The organism is Mesorhizobium sp. LCM 4577, from assembly GCF_001854795.2.
Classification (GTDB): Bacteria; Pseudomonadota; Alphaproteobacteria; order Rhizobiales; family Rhizobiaceae; genus Mesorhizobium; species Mesorhizobium plurifarium.
This window is the reverse complement of record NZ_MDDU01000001.1, coordinates 718,147-740,138: the sequence shown is the minus strand read 5'-3', so window position 1 is coordinate 740,138 and position 21,992 is coordinate 718,147. Positions and strand designations below refer to the sequence as shown.

The following is a 21,992-nucleotide window of genomic DNA, read 5'->3' as shown; positions in this document are numbered from 1 at the left end:
GCCGGGCCGCAAAAGCGGTCCGGCCGGTTCAGATGTCCCCAGGTCCAACGGCCTAGTTGCTGTTACTTATGCTGCATGCCAGCGATTCCGGAAACTGGCATGGCTGGCCCAGGGCGGTGAAAGCGACGCGCTTGACCTGCATGGTCACCTTGCTGCCTGGATCGGTGAAGGCGCCCATCCAGTTGGTCAGCTTGTCGCTGCCCCAGAGGCTGAAGAAGATCTTCTGCGAATGCCTCGGCAGCTCGTCCGGGTTGGTCACTTCATGGACGAGCTTGCCGTTGACGTACCAGCGCAGCCGGTCCTTTTCCCAGACAAAGCCGTAATCGTTGAAGCCCTTGTCGGCGCCGCCCTCGACGTCGACCAGCTTGCCGTTCTTCGGCTTGCCCTGGATGTAGCTGTTGACCTGCACTTTCGATGGATCCTTGGTAAGGACCTCGAAGTCGATCTCGTCCCAGGGCTGTTTGTCCTGCGGGCCGATATAGGAGAAGAAGGCGGCGTTGAGGCCGGAGCCGGTGCCGGTCTTCATGCGCGCCTCGTAGACGCCGTAGCCGAAGCGCTGCTTGGTCTGGATCTCGGCACAGGCGAAATCTCGGTCCTTCAGCTTGCGCTTTTCGAAGCCCAGCGACAGCACGCCGTCGGAAAGCCGCACGAGATCCTTCGACCAGGTGCAGTTCTGATGGGCGCCATTGGTCCAGCCGTCCGAGACGAACCAGCGGGACTGGTTGAAATTCGAGAAATTGTCGACGAAGGATGGTGCGCTTTGCAGCTCTTGCTGCRCCTCTTGCGCATGCGCGGGGTGCAGGCTTGCCGCAAGGGCCACCGTAGCCGCAACCAGGGCTCCGACGAAGCCTAGCCTCAGGCTGGTCAATCCGCTCCCTGGCGCATGCGACATCGCGCAAGCCGCCATGGTGGAGATGTTGTCCGGATCTGCGTTCATAACAAACTCACCTTGTGTTGTCCGCCCAACCCAAGTCATCCTCGGTTCGCATGAGCGAGCCGCTTCTGATCCTCCGCCCTTTGAACTCCTCTAATGTCTCGTACCGATGACGGCGCCTAACACGTCATCAACCTCTTGCCGTCGCCTGCGCAGCAAGCCGATTGGAACCATCCTCGACGATCGCGTCGAGCGAATGGCGCAGTTCCTTCATCAAACCTTTCTGGCGAGCGAGCTCCGCAATGCGCCGCTCGCAGTTCAGGATCGAACTGGTCATCGCGCTGACATCCGATCCCTTGCTGGCCGACGCCGAACCGTTCTCCATCGCCTCGACCAGAAAGGCCGCGTTGGCGGCCGTCGACTTGTAACGGTTCTCCAGCCCGGTTTTCTCCGCCTCGATCTCCGCCGCGATCTGGTCGAACAGCTTCGCCAGCCGGTCGAAACGCTGAAGATCGGTCTGCCGGTCGCGCGCCGGATCGCGGGATCTGAAGCCAAAAATCGAAGCCATCCTATCGGCCTTTCGAAATTGCTGCATTGCAACATAGACTGCCATTCCAGCAGCGACTAGGCAACATCATAGTTTTGCGAATGCGGATTTTTTGAGGGGCCGCAGCTTCCGGGACGATGCGGGATCACTCGTTTGCCGCATTGGTTGCCGCCATCAGGAAGCGCATCGGCGGTATTTGCTGCCGCGCAACAATCCCGGTGCGGCGGAACAGCGCGTCGAGCTTGTCGGTGGCGACGCCGCGCACGATCGGGATCAGATTCGACTGGCTGGCGAAGGCGTAAGCCGCGGCCGACGCCAGCCCGCGCTCGGCTTTCACGTCAAGGAAGTTGCGTAGCCGGTATTTGTCGCGGACATGGCGCTCGTGGCGCCGCAACGCGGCCTTCGAGCGCTCGGGAAGGCTGTCGATCTCGAGCAGCGCCAGATCGGCATCGGCAAGACGCTTCAAATCCTGCGTCCGGTGGCGACCGCTCAGCGAATCGGCGCGCACGATCGCGCCATAGCCGCAGGACTTGATGACCTTGAAGCGAGCGCCGCAGGCGACAGCGCGCGCGTAGAGCTCGTAGTCCTCGCCAAGCCTGAGGTTCTCGTCGTAGCTCAGCCCATGCCGCTCGAGGAAGGCCCGGCTGATCACCGGCTTGAGGAAGCCCAGTTCGCCGCGCCGCACACGGCGGCGGGAGATGTTGCCGTCGATGAAGCGCTCGAAATCGAGAAATTCCGGCTCGGCCGCGAAAGGCGGCGCGGCGACCTTGGCGAGGTCGGGCGCGGCATCGTCGCGGATCAGCATGATGTTGTCGGCGGCGAAATCCCAGTCGGTGCTGGCGAAAAGCCGGCGAAAGCGGCCTTCCAGGAAGAAATCGTCGGCGTCGAGAATACTGATGAAAGGCGATCTGGAGGCCCGGACGGCGGCGTTGCGCGCCGCGGAAGGACCGCGATTGACGTCGAAGCGGATGACGGCAAGCCGGCCGCTGCCGTCGTCGGCGGCCAAAGCCACATCCCGGGTGTCGTCGGTGGAGGCGTCGTCGACCACGATGACTTCGGCCACTTCCGGCTCGCGCAGCGCCGAAGCAATGGCGGCGGGAATCGTTCGCGCCGCATTGCGCGCGGCGATGATGACGCAGACCCCCAAGGTCGCCATAGGGTTCGCCACTGGGGTCGTCACAGGCGTCGTCACGGGCATGGGCTCACCTTTCGCTTGCATGATTGGCCGCCCCGCCAACGATTTTGATCATTTCGCTCCGTGCCGGCTCGACCATGGCCGGGCGCTCGAAGATACGCCGGCTGAGGTCGGCCGAGGCCGCCCAGCCGGCTTCCGCCAGGTAACGGACCGGCTCGCGACCGCAGAGCTCCCACAGCACATGGCGGCGCTGCGGCCAGCGCAGCGACGCGAGCCACGGCGCCATGACCATGTGGAAGAGGTCGGCGTTGTCGATGCGGGCCAGAATGCGGGTGGCGCGATCCGAAAGCAGCGTGCCGTCGCCGCCGAGCAACACGTCGGCCGCGCGCAATCCCAAGAGCAGTGTGTCCGCCAGGCCCTGTCCGGCTGCGTGGTCGAGCACCCTCTGCTGCTCGGCTTCGTTCAGCCGGCTGGCGCTGGCCCTGACGTCGCAGACATAGCCGGCGCAGGGTTCGCGGTTGAAAAAGGCCTTGGCGACGCTGATCGAGGACAATAGCAGCGTGTCGGCCGCCGAGATCACCGGCATGATGACACCGGCCACCTCGACTCCGCGCTTGCGACGAAGAAAGCCGTCGATGTCGCGCGGGCTCGGCGAGCCCGGCTGCTGCAGCCGGTGATGGAGGTCGACCGTCGAGGCCCTCGCGCCATCGTCGCGAACCATGTGCTGCTCGCCGAGGAAGCGAACCCACCAGACGGAACGGGATTTGCCGGCAATCTCGTAGCCGATCGCCCGCAACGCCTCGCGGGCTTGCCCAAAGCGCGCCGGCGAAACCAGTATGTCGACATCGCCCGATGGCTTCATGAAATGATCGCCATAGAGCAGATGCTGCTGGAGCGGCCCCTTGAGGAAGACGAAATCGACCCGGCTCTCGCGCAGCGCGCGACCGATGGCTATCGAGTCGCCGATGCAGGCGGCGTTCATCGACATCGTGCGTCGACGATAGCCATCGAGCCATCCAGCCAACTCTGCGGGCACAGCATCTGCGGGCCTACGCTTGAGCGCCTTGAGCAGGAACACGGCGACCTTGTTCAGCCTGGCGATATCGGCGACATTGGTCGCCGAGACTGGGGTCGCCGAGATTGGGGAGGCTGAGACTGTCGATGCGGGCAGATCGGCCCGGCCATCGGTGGTGTTGGCTCCTGGCGCGAAAAACAGCCTCAGGCAGGCCTGCACATAGGCGACTTCGTCGGCGCAGCCGGCGGCGCGCAGCCTTTCATAGGAGCCATCCTGCACCGCCATGCCCGATGTCGTTCTCCGCAAAATGCCGCCCGAGGCGCTTATACCGCAACTGCGAAGAAAAGCATCGGAAAAATTAACGCCATCATCCCAGATCCGGACTGAACCGCCTCACGACTGCAACCTCAGCGTTTAAAACTGCTGCGCGCTCAATCACTTTTGAAGACAACTCCGGAGACGTTCCAGCAGGCCGGAATGCGGCGAATTTTTGCAGGAATTTCTTCGCAGGTGCGAGATGCCTTCCTCGCCTTAAAAAATATCATAAATAAATCAAATGCTTATTTGAACAGCGAAGACCCGCGGTTGAATTTCTGAATGGGCAGGGTCTACGATGACGGGGCTTACGCCTTGACCACCAACGAAGGCGAGCGCAACCAAGAATTGATTAACGCTTGGTAAATCAGGCTTGACTCATGGATGGTGCCGTGCAGCAATCGCATTGCAGCATAGCCATATGCTGGCGGCATTCTGCAGCCGCTTCCAGTCCTTAATTGGAGAGTAAAATGGAACAGAATGTTGAAAAGCATGAGTATGAAACCCCCAGCCTGACGGTTCACGGTTCGATTGAAACGATCACGCAGGGCGGTGCTGGCACGACGGCGCTTGACGCGAGCTTTCCCGCGCACACGCCGGTCGGCGAGCTGACCTTCTCTTAAAGCTTACAGGCATCCGGATGTCTAAGTTGGGGCTCCGGATGCTCTCCAACAGGTGAGCCGGGGGGCTTTTGCCCCCCGGCTTCCTGCCGAGGATCGCCGGCAACCGATCCACGGCGAAAGGCCCTAGGGCGCGGTGGCCAGCAACGAGGTTTTAGGATGGACTGGAACCCCTCGGACCATGACCGCGTGGTCGCGACCGGCGAGGCGGTCGCATGTGAATTCGGCGCCGGACTGGCGCTGCTCCACCTCAAATCCAATGTCTATTACAGCCTGAACGGCGTCGGCGCCTTCATCTGGGAGCAGATCCAGGAGCCGCGATCGATCCTCGATATCCGCGGCGCCGTGCTCGCGCGCTACAATGTCGATGCCGAGCGCTGCAAGGCCGATGTCGAGGGCTTGCTCAAGGGGCTGAGCGAAGCAGGGCTTGCGAGGCTCCACCGTGAGGAACTGGTCTAGGCTCCGCTCGCTGAGCGGCCGGGAGATGCTGTTTCTGGCACGCTGCCTGATGGTGGTGAGCGCGGTGCGGCTTGCGCTGACGCTGTCTTCCTACAACCGTGTCCGCGGCGCGGTCACGCGGCTGGACGCCAGGCGTGACGCCGGCATCGCCGATCTGCGGCGGGTCGCCTGGGGCGTTGCGGCCGCGGCGCGGCTCGTGCCGGGCGCCACTTGCCTCACCCAGGCGCTGGCCGGGCAATATCTGCTCGCCCGCCAAGGCAACGCCTCGAAGATCAGCATCGGCATCGAGAAAGGGACCGGCAGCACGCTCAAGGCGCATGCCTGGCTGATGAGCGGCAACCACATCGTGCTCGGCGGCACGATCAAGGGATTTGCCCATCTTGTCGACCATGGGTCGTGAGCGATGAGCGGCGTCGCCGGACTCGTGCATGGCGACAATGGCCGGCCCGCCGGGGCCGGCGATATCCAAGAGATGCTTTCGCGCATGCGCCACCGCGCCCGCGACGGCAGCTCGTGGTGGACCGAGGGCAGCGTGGCGCTCGGCCACGCCTGGCTCGACACGACCGGTGAGGACGGCCCCGGCCCGATGACGATGGCCGGGGGCAAGCTCGCCATCACCGCCGACTGCCGGCTGGACAATCGCGACGAGCTTCTGGCCCGGCTCGGCCTGCGCGACCGGTCGATCGCCGACGCAGTGCTCATCATGCGCGCCTACCTCAAATGGGGCGAAGCCTGCCCGACCTATCTGCAGGGCGATTTCGCCTTCGCGATATGGGACGGCGAGCGCCGGGCGCTGTTTTGCGCGCGCGACCATTTCGGCGTCAAACCTTTCTACTATCATTCGACCGGCAAACGCTTTGCGTTCGCCTCGGAGATCGGACCGATCCTGGCGCTGGACGGCGTCGGCAGGCGCCTCAGCGAGCACCAGATTTCCGGCTTCCTCGCCGGTCTGCCGGACGATACGCAGGCCACGCCCTATGCCGAGATCTTCCGCCTGCCGGCACGGCACAGCATGACGGTCGCGGACCGCCAGGTGACGCTGCGGCGCTACTGGCAGATCGAGCCGTCGCAACGGCCGCCGCGTTCGGACGTGGCCGAGGAATTCAAGCATCTCTTCGCGCAATCGGTGGAGAACCGGATGCGCGGCACGCCGGCCGTCGGCGCCATGCTGAGCGGCGGGCTCGATTCCTCCTCGATCGCTTGCGTTGCCGGTCTTCGCGCGGCGGCGCAGCGCAATCCGAAGCTCAAGACCTTCTCGCTGGTCTTCGGCAAGGGCTCGCCGATGGACGAAAAGCCGTTCATCGATGCAGTCCTCGCCGACAATCCGCTCGATGCCACGCTGATATCGGTGGGCAATTACGCGCCCTTCGCCGAATTCGAGCGCATCCTGGAGGAGCAGGAAGGCACGTTCCTGGCGCCCGGCCTGTCGCTGACGCGCGACCTTTACCGCACCGCCGGCGCAAAGGGCGTCAAAGTGCTTCTCGACGGGCATGGCGGCGACGAGGTCGTCTCGCAGGGCCATGGACACCTTCATGAACTCGCCAATGCCGGCAGGTGGCTGGAGCTGTGGCGCGAGCTGCGCAGCGCCGCAAACACCTATGGCGAGGGCATGCTCTCGCTCTATTTCAAGTTCCTGACCATCTACGGACCGGCCTGGCGGATCGTCCGGATGAGGTCGATGGCCAGACGCATCGTCGGCAAGGCGCGGCGCAGGCCGGCGCAAGCGGCGCGCGCCGCCTGGACGGGCCTGGTCAACCCGGAGCTTGCCAGGCGCACCGATCTTGCCGAGCGTTTCCATCGCAGCGGCCACATGCCGACAGCCGTCAGCGCCAGCGAAGCGCTGACGCATCGCTGGCTTCTGTCTACCGGACTGGTGCCGCACGCCTTCGAAGTGCTCGACAAGGCCGCAGCCAATTTCGGCGTGGAGCCTCGTTATCCGTTCTGGGACAAGCCGCTCATCGAATTCTGCCTGGCATTGCCCGGCGAGGAAAAGCTCAAGGACGGCTTCGGCCGCCATGTGCTGCGCCGGGCCATGCAAGGCGTTCTGCCGCCGGCGGTGCAGTGGCGGCGCGACAAGATCGATTTCACCGCCAACCTGGTCAAAGGCATGCTCGGCAATCATCGCGAGCTTCTGGACAGGCTGCTGATTTCGGACAGCGAGCGGATCGCGCCCTATGTCAACCTGCCTGAAGTGAACGCGGTCTACGAGCGCCTGCTCAGCCAACCCGAGCAGGCGACGCTGCCGGACGTCCAGCATGTCTGGCGCTCGGTGTCGCTGTCGCTGTGGTTGCGGCAAGTCCAAGGAAGCCCTGCATGAACTTTTCGATCGCTTCCCTTGAGCGGCAGGAGCCCGCCGCTGAAACAGCGGCGCCGGCGGGACGTGTGCACCATTTCTACAGGGCCTACGGGCTGATCGTGAGCTCGGAAGTGAGCTTGCCGGAACTGGAACCGACGGCGCCGACGACGCCCGACCTGGAGATCGCGGTCGGGCCGGTCGATTTTCCGGACGGTGCATCGCCGGGCGCCACGGCGTTCCGTTTCGAGCCGACGCGCCAATATCTTTCATGGCAGGCGGTCGGCACCTTCATGATCAGCGGCGCCAGCCGGATCGATGTCGATCCTGCGCCGGGGGTCGACGACCCGCTGCTTGCCTTTCCGCTGCTTGGGCCGGTGATGGCGCTCGCCCTGCATCGGCGCGGGTTGCTCGTCCTGCATGCCAGCGCCATTGCCGTCGGCGGCAAGAGCGTGATCTTCATGGGCGACAAGGGCGCCGGCAAATCGACGACGGCGGGCGCGATGATCCGCGCCGGCCATCGGCTGCTCACCGACGACGTCGTGGCGCTGGATTTGTCCGATCCCGAGCGGCCGATGATCCTGCCCGGATTTCCGCAGCTCAAGCTCGCCGCGGATGCAGCCGGCGCCATCCGCCTCGAGCAGGCGGAGGTGCGCCCGCAGGTGCATCCGCAAATCGACAAGGCGCAGCATCGGCTGCGCGACGGATTTGCCGCCGAAGCAGTGCCGGTGTCGCGCCTCTATGTGCTCGAGCGCGGCGCGCGAGCGGCGATCTCGCCGCTGACCGGGGGCGCCGCGCTGCCGGCGATCATCAAATTCTCCTATGTCACGCGGTTCGGCCGCCAGGCGCTGCCGGGCGACCTTGCCGCCGCGCATCTGCGCCAATGCGCGCGGGTTGCCGGGCAAATCGGCGTCAGCCGCCTCGAAGTGCCGGCCGGATTAGCCCGGATCGACGAAGCGGTTGCCGCGATCGAAGCCGACCTGGCGTCCGGGACAAGGTGAGCCAGGGCATGGGCTGGTCCTCGAAGCTTCGCCTGTCGTTTTTCCGTGATGTCGCGGGCTTCGGCGCCATGATGGCGCATGTCGGCGGGCGGCGCACGGCGACGGCGCTTGCCTTCCTGATCCTGGGGAGCCTCACGGAGGGCATGTCGATCCTGCTGCTCGTCCCGCTGCTGCGCCTGATCGGCAAGGCCGAGCAGGATTACGCGGTGCGGGTGCCGGAGGCGTTGCGTTGGCTTGTGCCCGGCGGAACGCTGTCGCTCGCCACCGTGCTCTCACTGCTCGTCGCGCTGGTGGCGCTGCAAGCGATTTTCAACCGCTTCAAGTCGGTCTACATGGCGCGGCTGCTCTACGACTTCGTCAACCAGGTGCGCATGAACCTGTTCGAGAGCGTCGGCAGGGCGCGCTGGGGCGTCTTCACGCGTATCCGCAGCTCCGACCTCGACCATGCGCTGAACGGCGACGTCGACCGGGTGCAGGTGGCGGCCTTCTCGCTGCTGATGCTCACCCAGGCCACGCTGCTTCTCACCGGCTATCTCGTGGTCTCGCTGTTCATCTCGCCGGTGATGACGTCCTTCGCCATCCTCGTCGGCCTGGTGCTGCTGATCGCCCTGCAGCCGTTCCGGGCGCGCGCCAGCGCCTATGGCCGCACGCTGACCGGCAACCGYCAGGACCAGTACCGCACGGTCTCCGAGTTCCTCGGCGGCAYCAAGGTCGCCAAGAGCCTGAATGTCGAGGCAAGCTACTTTGCCGAGCTCGGCGCGACGCTGGACAGGATGAAGGCCGACAACATCGCCTTCGTCCGCAACTCTTCGCTCGGCACCGCGCTGTTTCAGGTCACGAGCGTGATCGGGCTCAGCCTCTTCATCTATATCGCGCTGGTCGGCTTCCATCTGTCGCTGGCCGAGATCGTCGTGCTGCTCCTGGTCTTCATGCGCGTCGCGCCGCGCTTCATGGACATGCAGCTTCAGACCCAGCAGGTGCTGATCAACCTGCCGGCCTACGCTTCGATGCAAAGCCTCCAGGCTCGCTTCGAGGCAGAACGCGAGACGGGAGAGAGCGCGGCCGAACAGGGCGCGAAACTCTCGCTCGAGACGGGCCTCAACATCCGCGATGTCTCCTTCACCTATGGCGAAGGAGACGGGAAACCGGTGGTCGGCGATATCACCTTCGGCCTGCCGGCCGGCAAGGTGACGGCGCTGATCGGCCCTTCCGGTTCCGGCAAGAGCACGATTGCCGACATGCTGCTTGGCCTGCTCGAGCCCACCGAGGGACGCATCCTGGCTGACGGCGTGGAGATCACTGCGCAAAATCGCAGGGCCTGGCGCGATCAGGTCGCCTATGTGCCGCAGGACGTGTTCCTGCTGCACGACACGATCGCCGCCAATCTGCGCCTTGCAGCACCCGGGGCGAGCGAGGACGAGCTCTGGGCGGCGCTGCGCAACGCCCATGCGGCCGATTTCGTGGAGCGGCTGGCATTGCGGCTCGAGACGGTGGTGGGCGACCGCGGTGTCCGGCTCTCCGGCGGCGAGCGGCAGCGCGTCGCCCTGGCGCGAGCGCTGCTGCGCAAGCCCTCGCTGCTTATCCTCGACGAGGCGACGAGCGCGCTCGACTGGCAGAATCAGTCGCTGATCGCCCAATCGATCGAGGCGCTGCGCGGCGAAATGACGATTTTGACCATCGCGCACCGACCATCGATGATCGCCTTCGCCGACTGGGTCGTGGCCATCGAGAACGGGCGCATCGTCGAGGTCGGACAATATCGGCGGCTGAAGGCAAAAGCCGGCAGCCGTCTTGCGAGGATGCTGTCGGGCGAGCAGGCCGAGCGCGGCACCGCGCCTCCGGTCGAGGCCGGACCGGTCCCGACGCCGGTCGAACGATCAGTGGAGGCTGCGCCTGGCGCTTAGCTTTTCGCCTTCGGCGACCTTGTTCAGGATCGTGCCGCGGTCCGCCTCGCGGGCTTTGTCGGCCGATGTCGGCGTGGCCCTGCCGATCATGGCGAAGACCAGAAGGAAATAGCCCGCCTGGATGATCACGGCGCAAACGATGGCACGCAACAGGATGGTGCCCGCCGATGCGCCGTCGAAATACGACCAGCCGATGACGATCGCGAGCGCGAATATCATGCCGATGATGAATTTTGGCAGAGACATGTTCGCCGGCCCTTCAACCGAGACGAGCATGCAGAAGCTGTGACTTACCCACCCGCGTAACTCCCCGTTGCGCCAAAGAGTTCTTTCTGGCTGCCCAATCCGGCCGGTTGCTTCCGGCCTTCCTTACCCATGCAGACAATGACAGGAACAATTTGCGACTCTATTAAGGCGGGCCGGTTGGAGCAAGGCCCGGCAGGTATGGTTTCCAAGGATTTTACGAGATCGACTCCACCATGCTGCGTCGCACACTCTGGCTCCGGCAGCTATTCAATGCACCGCCTGTCGCTTCAGTAAAACCTACCACTTTGATTAGTATTTTAGCTGAATAACTTACCGTTGCGAGTGCTCCCAGCGACATGCAACCGCATTTCTTCTGCAGCAAAGAATGCACTGTCCAAAAATGGCCCAAAAGGTGGACTACATTTTCCTGGTTTGCTCTCACCTTGTCATAAACATGCCACAAAGGTGAAAATTTGGGCAGGGCAGGTTTATTATTTAGTCAATTCATGACGTGAACATTTCAGCGCGATGGGAAATTGTGTGTTGCGCTGCAGCATTTTTTTGATATCTTGCCGTAAACCATCCGTTCAACGTATGGAGCTTCTGCATGAGGGACGTCGCCAAGTCGGCTAATGCGGGTTTTGCGCAGGTCGGCGTTGATTTTCCACCCCCCATCGGCGGTCTGCTCAAACGCAGTTTCGATATCGTCGGTTCCCTGTCCGGGCTGGTTCTGCTCAGCCCGCTTTTCCTGATGGTCGCCCTGCTGGTCAAGCTTTCGGACAACGGTCCGATCTTCTATGGCCACAAGCGGATCGGTCGTGGCGGCAGGATTTTCTCCTGCCTCAAATTCCGCACCATGGTGACGGACGGCGAGCGCGTGCTCGCCGCCTATCTGGCCGCCAATCCGGAAGCCAACGCCGAATGGATCGCGACGCGCAAGCTGAAGAACGATCCGCGCGTCACCCGCGTCGGCCAGGTGCTTCGCAAGCTCAGCCTCGACGAGCTGCCGCAGATCCTCAACATCCTGCAGGGCGACATGAGCCTTGTCGGCCCGCGCCCGGTCGTACGCGACGAACTGGAGATCTATGGCAGCGCCGCGGTCTATTACCTGAAGTCGCGCCCGGGTCTCACCGGCCTGTGGCAGGTGAGCGGCCGCAACGACGTATCCTACGACACACGCGTCGCCTTCGACCGCCACTATGTCGAGAACTGGTCGATGTTCCAGGACATTCGCATCATCTTCAAGACGGTTCCTGCCGTGTGGATGTCGCGCGGCAGCTATTGACCGACGGGGCTGCCCCGCCAGATTAGGGGCAGGCATCCGGCAGTGATCTCATCGGGCGGATGGGGCCAAAGCGGATCGGAAACGTTCATTTGACAAAAGACCTCTTCGGACTGTCTTTCGCCTGCAGTCTCATATCCCGGACACCGGCCCGCGTCGCGGGCTTCTTGCTTGCGGCGTCGCTGGCCATGCCGCAATTGGCTGCCGCCGGCGATTATCAGCTTGGCCCTCTGGACAAGCTCAACATCCGCGTCGCCGAATGGCAGACGGTCGACGGCACGTTCCGCGACTGGTCGGCCATCAACGGCGAGTATTCGATCGGCCCGGGCGGAACGCTCTCGGTGCCGTTCGTCGGCGACATGGAGGCCGCCGGCAAGACGACGGCGGAGATCGCTTCGGCGATCGGACTCGCGCTGCAGCGTAAGCTGGCGCTACCCGACAAGCCGGAAGCTTCAGTCCAGATGGCGCAGTTCCGGCCGTTCTACATTTCGGGCGAAGTCCAAAATCCCGGCCAGTTTCCCTTCGTGCCCGATCTGACCGTGCTCAAGGCAGTCAGCATTGCCGGCGGCATAAGGCGCAATGCCGACTATGGTCCGCAGATCGAAAAGGATCTGATCACCGCCAAGGGCAGCTATGACATCTATGACGACCAGCGCTTGCGGCTGATGGTCAAGCGAGCCCGCATCGACGCCGACCTGGCCGGGAAAACGACCTTCGAGGTGCCTCAGGAAATCCAGGGTGATTCGAGATTGCCGACCATCGTCGCCGACGAAACGGCCATCCTGGTTTCCGACCAGAAGTCGCTGAAGCTGAAGCTTGATGCGCTCGACCAGTTGAAGGGTGTTCTGCAGTCGGAAATCGAATCGCTGCAAAAGAAGATCGCCAACCAGCAGAAGCAGGTCGACCTGGCGGAGCAGCAGGCAAACAGCATCGGTCCGCTGGCGCAAAAGGGCCTGATTGCCAATGCGCGATTGCTTTCCTCGCAGCAGACGGTCACCGACCTGCAGGGCAAGATCCTCGATTATGAGACGGCTATCCTCACCGCCAAGCAGTCGATCAGCAAGGCGGAGCAGGACGCCATCGATGCCCGTAACACACTGAGTTCGAGCCTCACTGCCGACCGGCAGCAAACGGAGGCGAACCTGAACGAGGCAGCCTTGAGGGTCGGCATGCAGAAGGGCCTGATCGCCCAGGCGTCGGATCCGGCAACGACTGCGGCCCTCACCGGCAGTCAAGAACCGCCCCTGCTCTATTCGCTGGTGCGCGTTGCCGACGGCAAGACGAGCGAGATCGAAGCCAAGGAAGACACGCCTGTGCTGCCGGGCGACGTGATCAAGGTGAAGCTGGCGCCGACGGCCAGCCAGTAGCGCCGCCGGCCACGGCTTGCACGCGGCGAACCGAGCAACGGAGGCGGGAGGAACAAGTCAGGCTCGTTCGCGCGCAACGCGGGCGGGCGATCTGTTTTGGACCGCTTGAAGGCATAACATGCAGCCCGCAGCTCCGCGTCATGTGTATCTCAATCTCGACGCCATCCGCGGAGTGGCGGCGATCAGCGTCATGCTCTACCACTTCTCGCCGTTCCTGGCCGACGGTAGGGTGCTGCCGTCGAGCTATCTCGCCGTCGATCTGTTCTTCCTGCTGAGCGGCTTCGTCATCGCGCATGCCTATGACCGCAAGATCGAGAACGGCATGGGCTTCGGCACGTTCGTGGCCATCCGCCTGATCCGGCTCTATCCGCTCTATCTCGCCGGCACGCTGCTCGGCTTCTTCTACCTGCTGGTCAAGAACAGGCTGATGCCGGTCGAATACATGCCGCTGTCCGAGATCGGCATGCGGCTGACGACCGGCATGTTCTTCATCCCGCTGGTCAGCGATGCCTATCACACGATCTTCCCGCTCAATCCGGCTTCGTGGTCGCTGTTTTTCGAGCTCATCGTCAACATCGCCTATGTCGCGGTCTTCGTGCTCCTGTCGCGGCGCGTGCTGACGGGCATCGTCGCCGTCAGCCTCGTGCTGCTCGTCGTCGCCTCGATCTTCGCCGGCACGCTGGATTTCGGCATGACCGGCAATACCATCCTCAGCGGACTGCCACGCGTCACCTTCTCGTTCTTCCTCGGCGTGCTGCTCTGCCGCTCGATGGCGCGCTGGCAAGGCAGTCTCGGCTTCCTGCGGCACGGCTTGTGGGTCGAGGGCGCGATCCTGCTCACGCTCGCCGTCTTCGCCATCGCACCTGGCGGCGGCGCGCGCGTTGCCTACGACCTCGCGGCGATCGTCATCGTCTTCCCGATCATGGTGATGACCGGCGCGGTGGCGCCGACCGCGCCGCTTCTGTCCGGCTTCTATGGCTGGCTCGGGCGGATTTCCTATCCGATCTACATCATCCACACGCCGATGCTGATGATCATCGCCGGAGCCGGCAAGGCCTTCTCGATCGATCCTTTCGCGCATCATCCCTGGTTCGGCATCGTGATGGCGGCCTCGGTCATCGTCATCGCCGACATCGCCACGCGCATCTATGACGAGCCGGTGCGGCGCTTCCTGCAGCGGCAGATGCAGCGCGCGCGAGCCGTGGCTTAGACCGGCTCACTGAAGAAGGGCTCAACGGACAGATCCGGCATGAAGATTCCGAAATCCATTCTGATCGATCCCGACCGCAACGAGACCTACGGCGCCTTCGCCGTCGCGGTTTCCATGGTCGCTTTCGCCTACTCGCCCAATTTCGGTCAGATCCTGATCCTCGCCTATTACGCCGTCTGGCTGCCGCTGCTCTTCGTCGATTACCGGCGCTTTACCTGGAGGCTTTCCAGCGCCTGGCTGCCGATACTGCTTGCGGCCTATGTCTGCTTCTCGGTGTTCTGGTCCCAGGCGGCGGGCATCAGCGCGCGCGCGGCAGTGCAATATTCCTCGCATATCGTCTGCGCCTATGTCGCGGCGCGCACCATCAGCGTGCGCACGCTGGTGGTCGGCTCGCTGATCGGCATCTTCATTGTCCTGCTCTATTCCCTGAAGGTCGGCGCCTACGCGCTCGACACGATCGACGGCACGGTCAATTTCGTCGGCGCCTTCGGCTCCAAGAACCAGATCGGCTTCTTCTCCTCGCTCGGCATCTTCTTCTGCCTTGCCTTCCTGGTCTTCTACCGGCGCAACTGGCTGGGCTTCGTCTGGACCGCGCCGATCATGCTTCTGTCGGTCTATATGCTTGCCATCGCCCATTCGGCGACGTCGGTTGCCTCGCTGCCGGCGGTGATCGGCATCGTGATGCTGCTCACCATGACCAAGGTTTTGTCGCTGCGTTATCGCCGCGTGCTGTTCATCGTCGGCGCCGGCGCGCTGGTGACGGGCGTGGTGGCGGCGCTCAACCTCGGCCTGCTGGATTTCGTGCTCGGCCTCTTCGGCAAGGATTCGACGCTCACCGGCCGCACCTATCTCTGGGAACAGGGCTGGGAAGCGGCGCAGCAGCATCCGCTGCTCGGCTATGGCTATGCCGCCTATTGGGTGCAGGGCTTTGCCGATCCGGAACGGCTGTGGGCGGAATTCTACATCTCGACCCGCTCCGGCTTCCACTTCCACAACACCTATGTCGAGACACTGGTCGAGATTGGCTTCATCGGCGTCACCTTGCTGGCGCTGGTCATCCTGCGCTCTTTCTACGGCCATGTGTCGAAGGTTGTGTTYGGCGACTGGAACGCCGATTCGGTGGTGCTTGCCGGCGCGATCGGGCTGATGCTGATCCGCTCCTTCTTCGAGGTCGAAATGCTCGGCCCCTACTTCATGGCGTCGTTTATCGTCTATTATGGCCTGTTCACGCTGACCCCGTTGCCGGCTTTCCGGCGCCGCAGGGCGGTCGTCCCAACCGAGGACGAGAGACCTGCCAATGGCCGTGTGCCGGCGCCGGTCTGATCAGAGCGACGAAGCCGCCGAGCGTGCGACGGCGGCCTGGATCAACCGGTCGGCCAGGATCGCCAGGAAGGCAATCGACAGGCCGGCGATCAGGCCCATGCCGGCATCGGCCTTGCCAAGCGCGACATAGACCGCCTGGCCAAGATCGCGCGTGCCGACAAGGGCGGCGATGGCCAGCATCGACAGCGCCGCCATGATGGTCTGGTTGAGGCCGAGCATGACGACCGGCAAGGCGAGCGGCAGCTTGGCCTGCAGCAGCGTCTGCAGCGGCGTCGCGCCCATCTGCTCGACCGCCTCGACCACATCGGCGCGCACATGCCGCAGTCCGTGCTCGACATAGCGGATCGGCGGCACGATGGCGTAGAGCATGATGGCGATCAGCGCGGTGAACTCGCCGACCTTGAAGAACATCAGCGCCGGGATGAGGAAGACGAATTGCGGCATGGTCTGCAATGCATCGCAGATCGGCTTCAGGACCTGCGAGACGCGGTCGCTATGCGCCGCCCATGTGCCGAGCGCGCCGCCGACCAGAAGGCAAAGCAGGACCGCCAGCGTGCAGAGATAGAGCGACTGCACCAGCTGCGGCCACAGACCGTTGACCAGGATCAGCCCGAAGCCCGCCACCGCGAAGAGGCCGAGCCGCGGCCCGCCCACCTGACCGGCAAGCAAGGCGACGGCAAGGATGAAGACCGGCCAAGGCAGATCGAGAAAGCCGGTGTAGAGGACGAGGCCGGCGGCCAGCACCGCGGCCGCCGCCTGCCAGCCGAGACGGCGCRCAGCCAGCACGGCCATGGCCAGCACCAGGACGGCATAGGCGGCCAGCGCCGATGGCGGCAGCGAGAAGCCCCACATGACCGGCGTCGCCGAGCCGGAAATGCCGACGCGCATCGGCAGCAACAGGCAATAGAGCACCGCATTGCGCGCGCCGTTGAAGAACCAGGCATAGTCACGCACCAGTCCCAGCAGCCACTCGTTGACGGTGCCCATCTGCATGCGCAGCCCGGTTTGCGGCAGAAGCGTCGCATCAGGCACGGCCAACCGGATGACCACTGCAAGAGCCAGCGCGACCGCCAGCGACAGCACCAGCCGGCGCGGCGTCATCCAGCGCATGGCGCGCGTTGGGCCGGTCTCCGGCGCCCTGGCGAAGCCGATGGTGAGACGGTCGATGAGGATGGCGAGCAACGCGATCACCAGGCCTGAGAGGATGCTCTGGCCGAACTCGGCCTTGCGCATCGACGAAAGGACCTCCCAGCCGATGTCCTCGAAGCCGCCGATGATGGCGGCGACGATGACCATCGACAGCGCCGCCATCGTCGTCTGGTTGAAGCCGACGAGAAGCTGCGGCAGCGCCGTCGGCACCTCGACCTGCCAGAATTGCTGGCGGCGCGTGCAGCCGCTCATCAGGCCGGCCTCGCTGATCGCCGCCGGCACGCGATCCAATCCGAGCATGGTGTTGCGCACCATCGGCGGCGTCGCGTAGATCGCCGAGGCGATCAGCCCGACCACCGGGCCGAAGCCAAACAGAAGCAGGAGCGGGATGAGATAGGCGAAGGCCGGCACCGTCTGCATGAGATCGAGCGCGCCGTTGAGCACCGGACGCCAACGCGGGCGGGCATGGCCGAGAACGCCAAGCAGGAAGCCGAGCACGATCGAGATCGGCACCGCCAGCAGCACCAGCGCCAGCGTGTTCATGCTCTGCGGCCAGTAGCCGGCGAGCAGGATATAGGCGAGCGTGGCGAGCGCGAAGATGGCCAGCCGTTCGCCGCTCGACTTCAGCGCAAGGGCGGCGACAGCCAGCATCACCGCCGGCCAGGGCAGCCAGGCGAGCGCCAGCCGCGCGCCGCGCATCGGCGCATCGAGCAGAGCGGAGAGCGCGCGGAAACCCGGCTGGATGACGGCGACCACCACGTCGGTCACGGCATTGATGTATGTAGCCAGCGGCAGCGTCCATTCCTTTGGGAAATTGACCAGCCAGGGAAGTTCGGTTTTGAGCAGCAGGCAAAGCACCGTCAGCACGGCCAGCGCGCACCAGGGAAGAAGGGCCGGCGCGATGGCGAACCTTTGCGGGGATGGTGCGATCGCGGCCGGCGCCGTCATGAACTTTTGCGCCTCGCCTGCTCGCGCTCCATCACGGCGAGCACGGCGCCGGCGCTGAGCACCGCCGGCGGGCTGTCGCCGGCGCCCGGCACTGTGAACGCCGCCACGCCGGAGGCGAGCTGCGGGATCAGCGCTTCGAGGCTGGTGTCGGCGGCGACGCTGCGCTCAGGCAGCACCGCGCCATTGGCGGGCGCGGCGATGTCGCCAGCCGTGATGACGCGCAACAGCGGCATGTCCTCAGTGAACTGCGCGACATAGTCGTCGGCCGGGTTGAGCACGATATCGGCCGGGCGGCCGATCTGCACGATCTTGCCGGCCCGCATGATCGCCAGCCGGTCGGCGAGGCGGAAGGCCTCGGCGATATCGTGGGTGATGAAGATGATGGTCTTCTTCAGCATGCGCTGCAGGCGCAGGAACTCGTCCTGCATCTGCTTGCGGATCAGCGGGTCGAGCGCCGAGAACGGCTCGTCGAGAAACCAGAGCTCCGGCCCCACCGCGAGCGAACGGGCGATGCCGACGCGCTGCTGCTGGCCGCCGGAGAGCTGATGCGGGAAGGACGCCTCGCGCCCTTCAAGCCCGACCAGGGCGATCATCTCGCGGGCACGGGCCTCGCGCTCCTTCGCCGGCTTGCCCTGGATCTTCAGCGGGAAGGCGACGTTTCCCAACACGTTCAGATGCGGCAGCAGGCCGAAATTCTGGAACACCATGCCCATGGCGTGGCGGCGCAGCTCGATGAGCTCCTTGCCGCTGGCGGCGAGCAGATTCCTGCCGTCGAGCAGGACCTCGCCGGCGCTGGGCTCGACCAGGCGCGACAGGCAGCGCACCAGGGTCGACTTGCCGGAGCCGGACAGGCCCATAATGACGAAGATCTCGCCGGTCGCCACCTCGAAGCTGGCATCGACGACGGCCGGCAGATGCGCCTCGGCGCGCAGGCGTTCGGCCAGCGCGTCGGGATCGATGATATAGCCGCGCGAGTCGAAGTAATAGGCCGGGCGCCGGCCGTAGACCTTCCAGACATTTCGGCAGGCAAGCTTTATCGGACGCGCGGCCGTGTTCATCCTTAACCACCCGTGCCGATCGCCCGCCCGGCTCCGCGCAGCGCGGAAGCCGGGCCTATGGTGCCCTCAGCCCTTGCCAAGCACATCGGCGAATTATCCCTTGGCGGCGTCGAGCCAAGGTTTCCACACCGTCTCGTTCTTGTCGATCCATTCCTTGACGACGGCGTCGAGATCCTTGCCCTGCTTGTCGACGGCCAGCATCATCTTCTGCTGCTCGGTCGCATCCATCTTGAAGGCCTTGAGGAAGGCGTAAGCCGCCGGCCATTTGGCGCCGAAACCCGACCAGACGATCTTGTCGACATCGGGAGGGGTGATGCAGTGCTCGTTGGTCTGCTCCTTGCAGGGCGGCATCGTCACCCAACCGACATCGTTCTCGGCCAGCGCGTAATGCGGGCCCCAGAACATCATGATCAGCGGCGTCTTGGCGGCTTCTGCTGCTTCCAATTCGGCGACCAGCGCGCCTTCGGAGCCCGACGGAACGGCGGTGTAAGGCATATTGTTGTCGGCGAGGATGGTCGCCGCGCGCGAACCCCAATCGGCTGGATAATCGAGAAAGCGGCCGTTGGGTGCCGTCTCGGGCGTCRCCAATGCCTGCACGCATTCGGGCTTGTTCAGCGCATTCCAGTCCGGCAGGCCGGGGCAGACCTTCTCCATGAATTTCGGATAGATCCAGCCTTCCTGGGTCTTCAGGTCGAGCTTGCCGATGTCCTCGATCTGCTTGGCGGCCAGCACCTTCGGATAGATGTCGCCGACATTGTTCAACCAGATCTCGACCGAGGCGCTGAGCGAGCCATCGGCCAGGCCCGAAAATTGCGGGAAATTGCCGGCGGTGACGTATTCGACCTTATAGCCGAGCTTCTCCAGGAGCTGCCCGGCGATGTGCGTGGAGACATGTGCGCCGGTCCATTCCAGCATGGCGAGCTTGATCGGCTCGTCCTTGGCGCCGAGATCGGCGCTGTACGCCGCGCTCCCTCCGGCAAGCATCAGCGCGAGGCCAATTCCGGCTGTTTGCAAGACATTTCTTATCATCATGTCAGTTCCCCTGTTGGTTGATGGTCCTTCCGTCATGCCGGCCTCCTCCCACGAGACCGGTATCCATCACCCCTGCCGATGCTACCATAAGGCTCCGCCGGTGATCTGGATGTTTTCCATGGTGATCCCCTTGGCCAGGTCCGAGCAGAGGAAGACCGCGAGCGCCGCGATTTCTTCCGGCTGCATCATACGCCCCTGCGGGTTGCCCTTCCTGAATTCGTCCATCAGGTCCTCGGCGCTGCGGCCCTTGCCTTCGCGCTCTACGACCTGCGCCACGTTGCGGCGCATCAGCTCGGTTTCGACCCAGGTCGGGCTGATCATGACGCAGGTGACGCCGTGTGCCGCGCCTTCGAGCGCGACGCACCGGGTCAGGCCGAGCAGGCCGGCCTTGGAGGCGCAATAAGCTGGATTGTCCTTCCAGCCGACGGAAGCGGCGGTCGAGCCGATGTTGACGATGCGGCCCCAGCCGCGCTCGATCATGCCGGGCAGGACCGCGCGGGTCGTACGGAACGCCCCGGTGAGATTGGTGTCGACGATCTTGTCCCAGAGCTCGTCGGAATGGCCGCAGACCGGCTGCTCGGCCGTGGTACCCGCGGCGTTGACGAGGATGTCGGCCGGGCCGACCGCCGCCTGGGCTTCCGCAAAGAAGAGGTTGGTGAGCGCGCTGTCGCGCACGTCGAGATGGGTGGCATGCACCTTGGTGCCGTGGGCAGCCAGCGCCGACTTCACGCGCTCGATCTCGTCGGCGCCGGGATAGTAGGCGGCGTCTGCCCTGCCCGCCTGCGGCGGCGCCACATAGGAGCCGACGGCGACGTTGGCGCCGGCCTTGGCGAGCGCCGTGGCGATGGCAAAGCCCATGCCGGAAAAGCCGCCGGTGACGATGGCGCTGCGGCCGGTGAGGTTGGTCATCGCAAGCGGTCTCCGGGTTCACACTGCAAGATAGCCACCGTCGACCACCATTTCGGAGCCGGTGACGAATTTCGATTCGTCCGAGGCGAGGTAGAGGACCATGTAGGCGATGTCGTTCGGCTCGCCGAGAAAGCCGATCGGGTGCCGCGACAGCGCCTTGGCCTTCTCCTGCTCGAGCGTGCCGAGGTCGCGCAAATAGGTCTCGGTCTGCGGCGTCCAGATGTAGCCCGGATGGATGGAATTGCAGCGGATGCCGTAGCGCTGCTCGGCGCAATGCACCGCAACCGCCTTGGTCAAGGTGCGCACGCCGCCCTTGGAGGCGCAGTAGGCGGCCAAGTCCGCCTCGCCGATGATGCCGTCGATGGAGGAGAGATTGATGATCGATCCGCCGCCGGATTTCTTCATCAGCTTGACGCCTTCCTGGCAGCCCAGGAAGACGCCGTCGAGATTGACAGCCATGGTGCGCCGCCATTCGGCTAAAGTCGTGTCCTCGACGTTTTTGGCGATCGCGATGCCAGCATTGTTGACCAGCACGTCGAGCCGCCCGAAGCGCCGCTCGATCGCCGCCATGACGGCCGGCCAGTCCTCGGGTTTCGACACATCATGGCGCAGTGCCAATGCCTCGCCACCGGCMTTGACGATCTCCGCCGCCGTGTTGGCCGCGAGGCCTTCATCGATGTCGCTGACGACGAGCCTGGCGCCTTCCGACGCCAGCAGAAGCGACGACGCACGGCCGAGGCCGAGCCCGGCCCCGGTAACGAGCGCCACCTTGCCTGCGACGCGGCCCATTGCGGCATCAGCCTCCCTTGTTCAACGGCTCCAGCGGCTTGCCCAGCCAGTCACGATAGAGACCTTCGAGATCGGGCTCGAAATCATGCACGATCGGATAGCCGGGGGCGGCCGCTTCGACCTCATGCAGCGTGCCGCATTGCGGGCAGATGAATTCGCGGATTTCCATCCACTCCGGATCCGGCAAGTCGCTGTTGGGGTAGATCTCGCGCAGCGTCTCCTCGGTGTCGCGCACGATGATCGCGGCCTTCAGCTTCCAGTTCTTGYGGTAGTCGCCGAAGGAGTGGCCGCATTCGCATTTCGTCACCCGCTCGTCGCCGCTCTGGCAGATGAAGAGATGGTCTCCGACCGGGAGCAGGATCGGGTCCTTCCAGCCGACGCGATCCTGCAGCACCGCGACATATTTGAAGAAACGGTCGTCGTCCTTGTAGGCGCTCATGATGCGCCGCGTCTGCGGCCAGGGCAGCGTGCCGGCAACCAGATCGGCGATGACTTCCTTGCTGTATGAGGTCATGG

General features: G+C 64.4%; 21 protein-coding genes. 10 read left to right on the top strand and 11 right to left on the bottom strand.

The genetic code is table 11. The features are described 5' to 3' along the window. Positions 1-52: 52 nt before the first annotated feature. The 4 genes from LCM4577_RS03525 to LCM4577_RS03510 form a co-directional block, all read right to left on the bottom strand. The gene (locus tag LCM4577_RS03525) at positions 53-937 is read right to left on the bottom strand and encodes a family 16 glycosylhydrolase (RefSeq protein ID WP_071069624.1); all 885 of its coding nucleotides are present in this window, start codon (positions 935-937) and stop codon (positions 53-55) included. 127 nt (positions 938-1,064) lie between these two features. After that, positions 1,065-1,442: a hypothetical protein gene (locus LCM4577_RS03520; RefSeq protein WP_040988930.1), complete on the bottom strand. Its 378-nt coding sequence runs from the start codon at positions 1,440-1,442 to the stop codon at positions 1,065-1,067. Positions 1,443-1,566: 124 nt separating this feature from the next. Then, the gene (locus tag LCM4577_RS03515) at positions 1,567-2,577 is read right to left on the bottom strand and encodes a glycosyltransferase family 2 protein (RefSeq protein WP_071036436.1); all 1,011 of its coding nucleotides are present in this window, start codon (positions 2,575-2,577) and stop codon (positions 1,567-1,569) included. Between the two features lie 46 nt (positions 2,578-2,623). Beyond that, a complete protein-coding gene (locus tag LCM4577_RS03510) occupies positions 2,624-3,856 on the bottom strand; it encodes a nucleotidyltransferase family protein (protein ID WP_083354618.1) in 1,233 nt (410 codons plus the stop codon). 500 nt (positions 3,857-4,356) lie between these two features. On the opposite strand from LCM4577_RS03510, the gene LCM4577_RS03505 reads away from it, so the two are divergent. The 6 genes from LCM4577_RS03505 (at position 4,357) to LCM4577_RS03480 (ending at position 10,163) form a co-directional block, all read left to right on the top strand. Beyond that, the gene (locus tag LCM4577_RS03505) at positions 4,357-4,509 is read left to right on the top strand and encodes a lasso RiPP family leader peptide-containing protein (protein ID WP_095769314.1); all 153 of its coding nucleotides are present in this window, start codon (positions 4,357-4,359) and stop codon (positions 4,507-4,509) included. A gap of 156 nt (positions 4,510-4,665) precedes the next feature. Beyond that, positions 4,666-4,965: a PqqD family protein gene (locus tag LCM4577_RS03500; protein ID WP_040988730.1), complete on the top strand. Its 300-nt coding sequence runs from the start codon at positions 4,666-4,668 to the stop codon at positions 4,963-4,965. A gap of 25 nt (positions 4,966-4,990) precedes the next feature. After that, positions 4,991-5,365, top strand: coding sequence for a lasso peptide biosynthesis B2 protein (locus tag LCM4577_RS03495; RefSeq protein WP_082037341.1), 375 nt, complete (start codon positions 4,991-4,993; stop codon positions 5,363-5,365). A gap of 3 nt (positions 5,366-5,368) precedes the next feature. Then, a complete protein-coding gene (locus tag LCM4577_RS03490) occupies positions 5,369-7,282 on the top strand; it encodes a lasso peptide isopeptide bond-forming cyclase (RefSeq protein ID WP_071069622.1) in 1,914 nt (637 codons plus the stop codon). Then, positions 7,279-8,259 carry a serine kinase gene (locus tag LCM4577_RS03485; RefSeq protein WP_071069620.1) on the top strand — a complete coding sequence of 327 codons (981 nt, stop codon included), beginning with the start codon at positions 7,279-7,281 and terminating at the stop codon, positions 8,257-8,259. The genes LCM4577_RS03490 and LCM4577_RS03485 overlap by 4 nt, the downstream gene beginning before the upstream one ends. Before the next feature lie 8 nt (positions 8,260-8,267). After that, positions 8,268-10,163, top strand: a complete 1,896-nt coding sequence (locus LCM4577_RS03480; protein WP_083354617.1) for an ABC transporter ATP-binding protein — start codon at positions 8,268-8,270, stop codon at positions 10,161-10,163. On the opposite strand, the gene LCM4577_RS03475 is transcribed toward LCM4577_RS03480, so the two are convergent. Beyond that, on the bottom strand, positions 10,137-10,409 hold the full coding sequence (locus LCM4577_RS03475; RefSeq protein ID WP_041001351.1) for a hypothetical protein: 273 nt from the start codon (positions 10,407-10,409) through the stop codon (positions 10,137-10,139). The genes LCM4577_RS03480 and LCM4577_RS03475 overlap by 27 nt on opposite strands. Positions 10,410-11,016: 607 nt before the next feature. On the opposite strand from LCM4577_RS03475, the gene LCM4577_RS03470 reads away from it, so the two are divergent. The 4 genes from LCM4577_RS03470 (at position 11,017) to LCM4577_RS03455 (ending at position 15,591) form a co-directional block, all read left to right on the top strand. Beyond that, positions 11,017-11,694 (top strand): sugar transferase, encoded by a 678-nt coding sequence (locus LCM4577_RS03470; protein WP_041001197.1) that lies wholly within the window; start codon positions 11,017-11,019, stop codon positions 11,692-11,694. A gap of 185 nt (positions 11,695-11,879) precedes the next feature. Further along, positions 11,880-13,058, top strand: coding sequence for a polysaccharide biosynthesis/export family protein (locus LCM4577_RS03465; protein WP_244508201.1), 1,179 nt, complete (start codon positions 11,880-11,882; stop codon positions 13,056-13,058). Between the two features lie 118 nt (positions 13,059-13,176). Further along, entirely contained in the window at positions 13,177-14,268 is a 1,092-nt protein-coding gene (locus LCM4577_RS03460; RefSeq protein ID WP_083354615.1) for an acyltransferase, read from the top strand. A 39-nt stretch (positions 14,269-14,307) separates the two neighbouring features. Further along, the gene (locus tag LCM4577_RS03455; RefSeq protein WP_071069617.1) at positions 14,308-15,591 is read left to right on the top strand and encodes an O-antigen ligase; all 1,284 of its coding nucleotides are present in this window, start codon (positions 14,308-14,310) and stop codon (positions 15,589-15,591) included. Here the strand turns inward: LCM4577_RS03455 and LCM4577_RS03450 are convergent, their stop codons facing one another. From LCM4577_RS03450 to LCM4577_RS03425, 6 genes are all read right to left on the bottom strand, one after another. Next, positions 15,592-17,688, bottom strand: coding sequence for a proline/glycine betaine ABC transporter permease (locus tag LCM4577_RS03450; RefSeq protein WP_083354614.1), 2,097 nt, complete (start codon positions 17,686-17,688; stop codon positions 15,592-15,594). It lies immediately after the preceding gene. After that, positions 17,685-18,746, bottom strand: coding sequence for a glycine betaine/L-proline ABC transporter ATP-binding protein (locus LCM4577_RS03445; protein WP_071069615.1), 1,062 nt, complete (start codon positions 18,744-18,746; stop codon positions 17,685-17,687). The genes LCM4577_RS03450 and LCM4577_RS03445 overlap by 4 nt, the downstream gene beginning before the upstream one ends. Before the next feature lie 93 nt (positions 18,747-18,839). Beyond that, positions 18,840-19,778 carry an ABC transporter substrate-binding protein gene (locus LCM4577_RS03440; RefSeq protein ID WP_083354613.1) on the bottom strand — a complete coding sequence of 313 codons (939 nt, stop codon included), beginning with the start codon at positions 19,776-19,778 and terminating at the stop codon, positions 18,840-18,842. A gap of 81 nt (positions 19,779-19,859) precedes the next feature. Next, positions 19,860-20,687, bottom strand: coding sequence for an SDR family NAD(P)-dependent oxidoreductase (locus LCM4577_RS03435; RefSeq protein WP_071036443.1), 828 nt, complete (start codon positions 20,685-20,687; stop codon positions 19,860-19,862). 18 nt (positions 20,688-20,705) lie between these two features. Beyond that, positions 20,706-21,476 (bottom strand): glucose 1-dehydrogenase, encoded by a 771-nt coding sequence (locus LCM4577_RS03430; protein ID WP_071069613.1) that lies wholly within the window; start codon positions 21,474-21,476, stop codon positions 20,706-20,708. A 7-nt stretch (positions 21,477-21,483) separates the two neighbouring features. Then, positions 21,484-21,990, bottom strand: a complete 507-nt coding sequence (locus LCM4577_RS03425; protein ID WP_071069611.1) for an acetone carboxylase subunit gamma — start codon at positions 21,988-21,990, stop codon at positions 21,484-21,486. Positions 21,991-21,992: the final 2 nt, after the last annotated feature.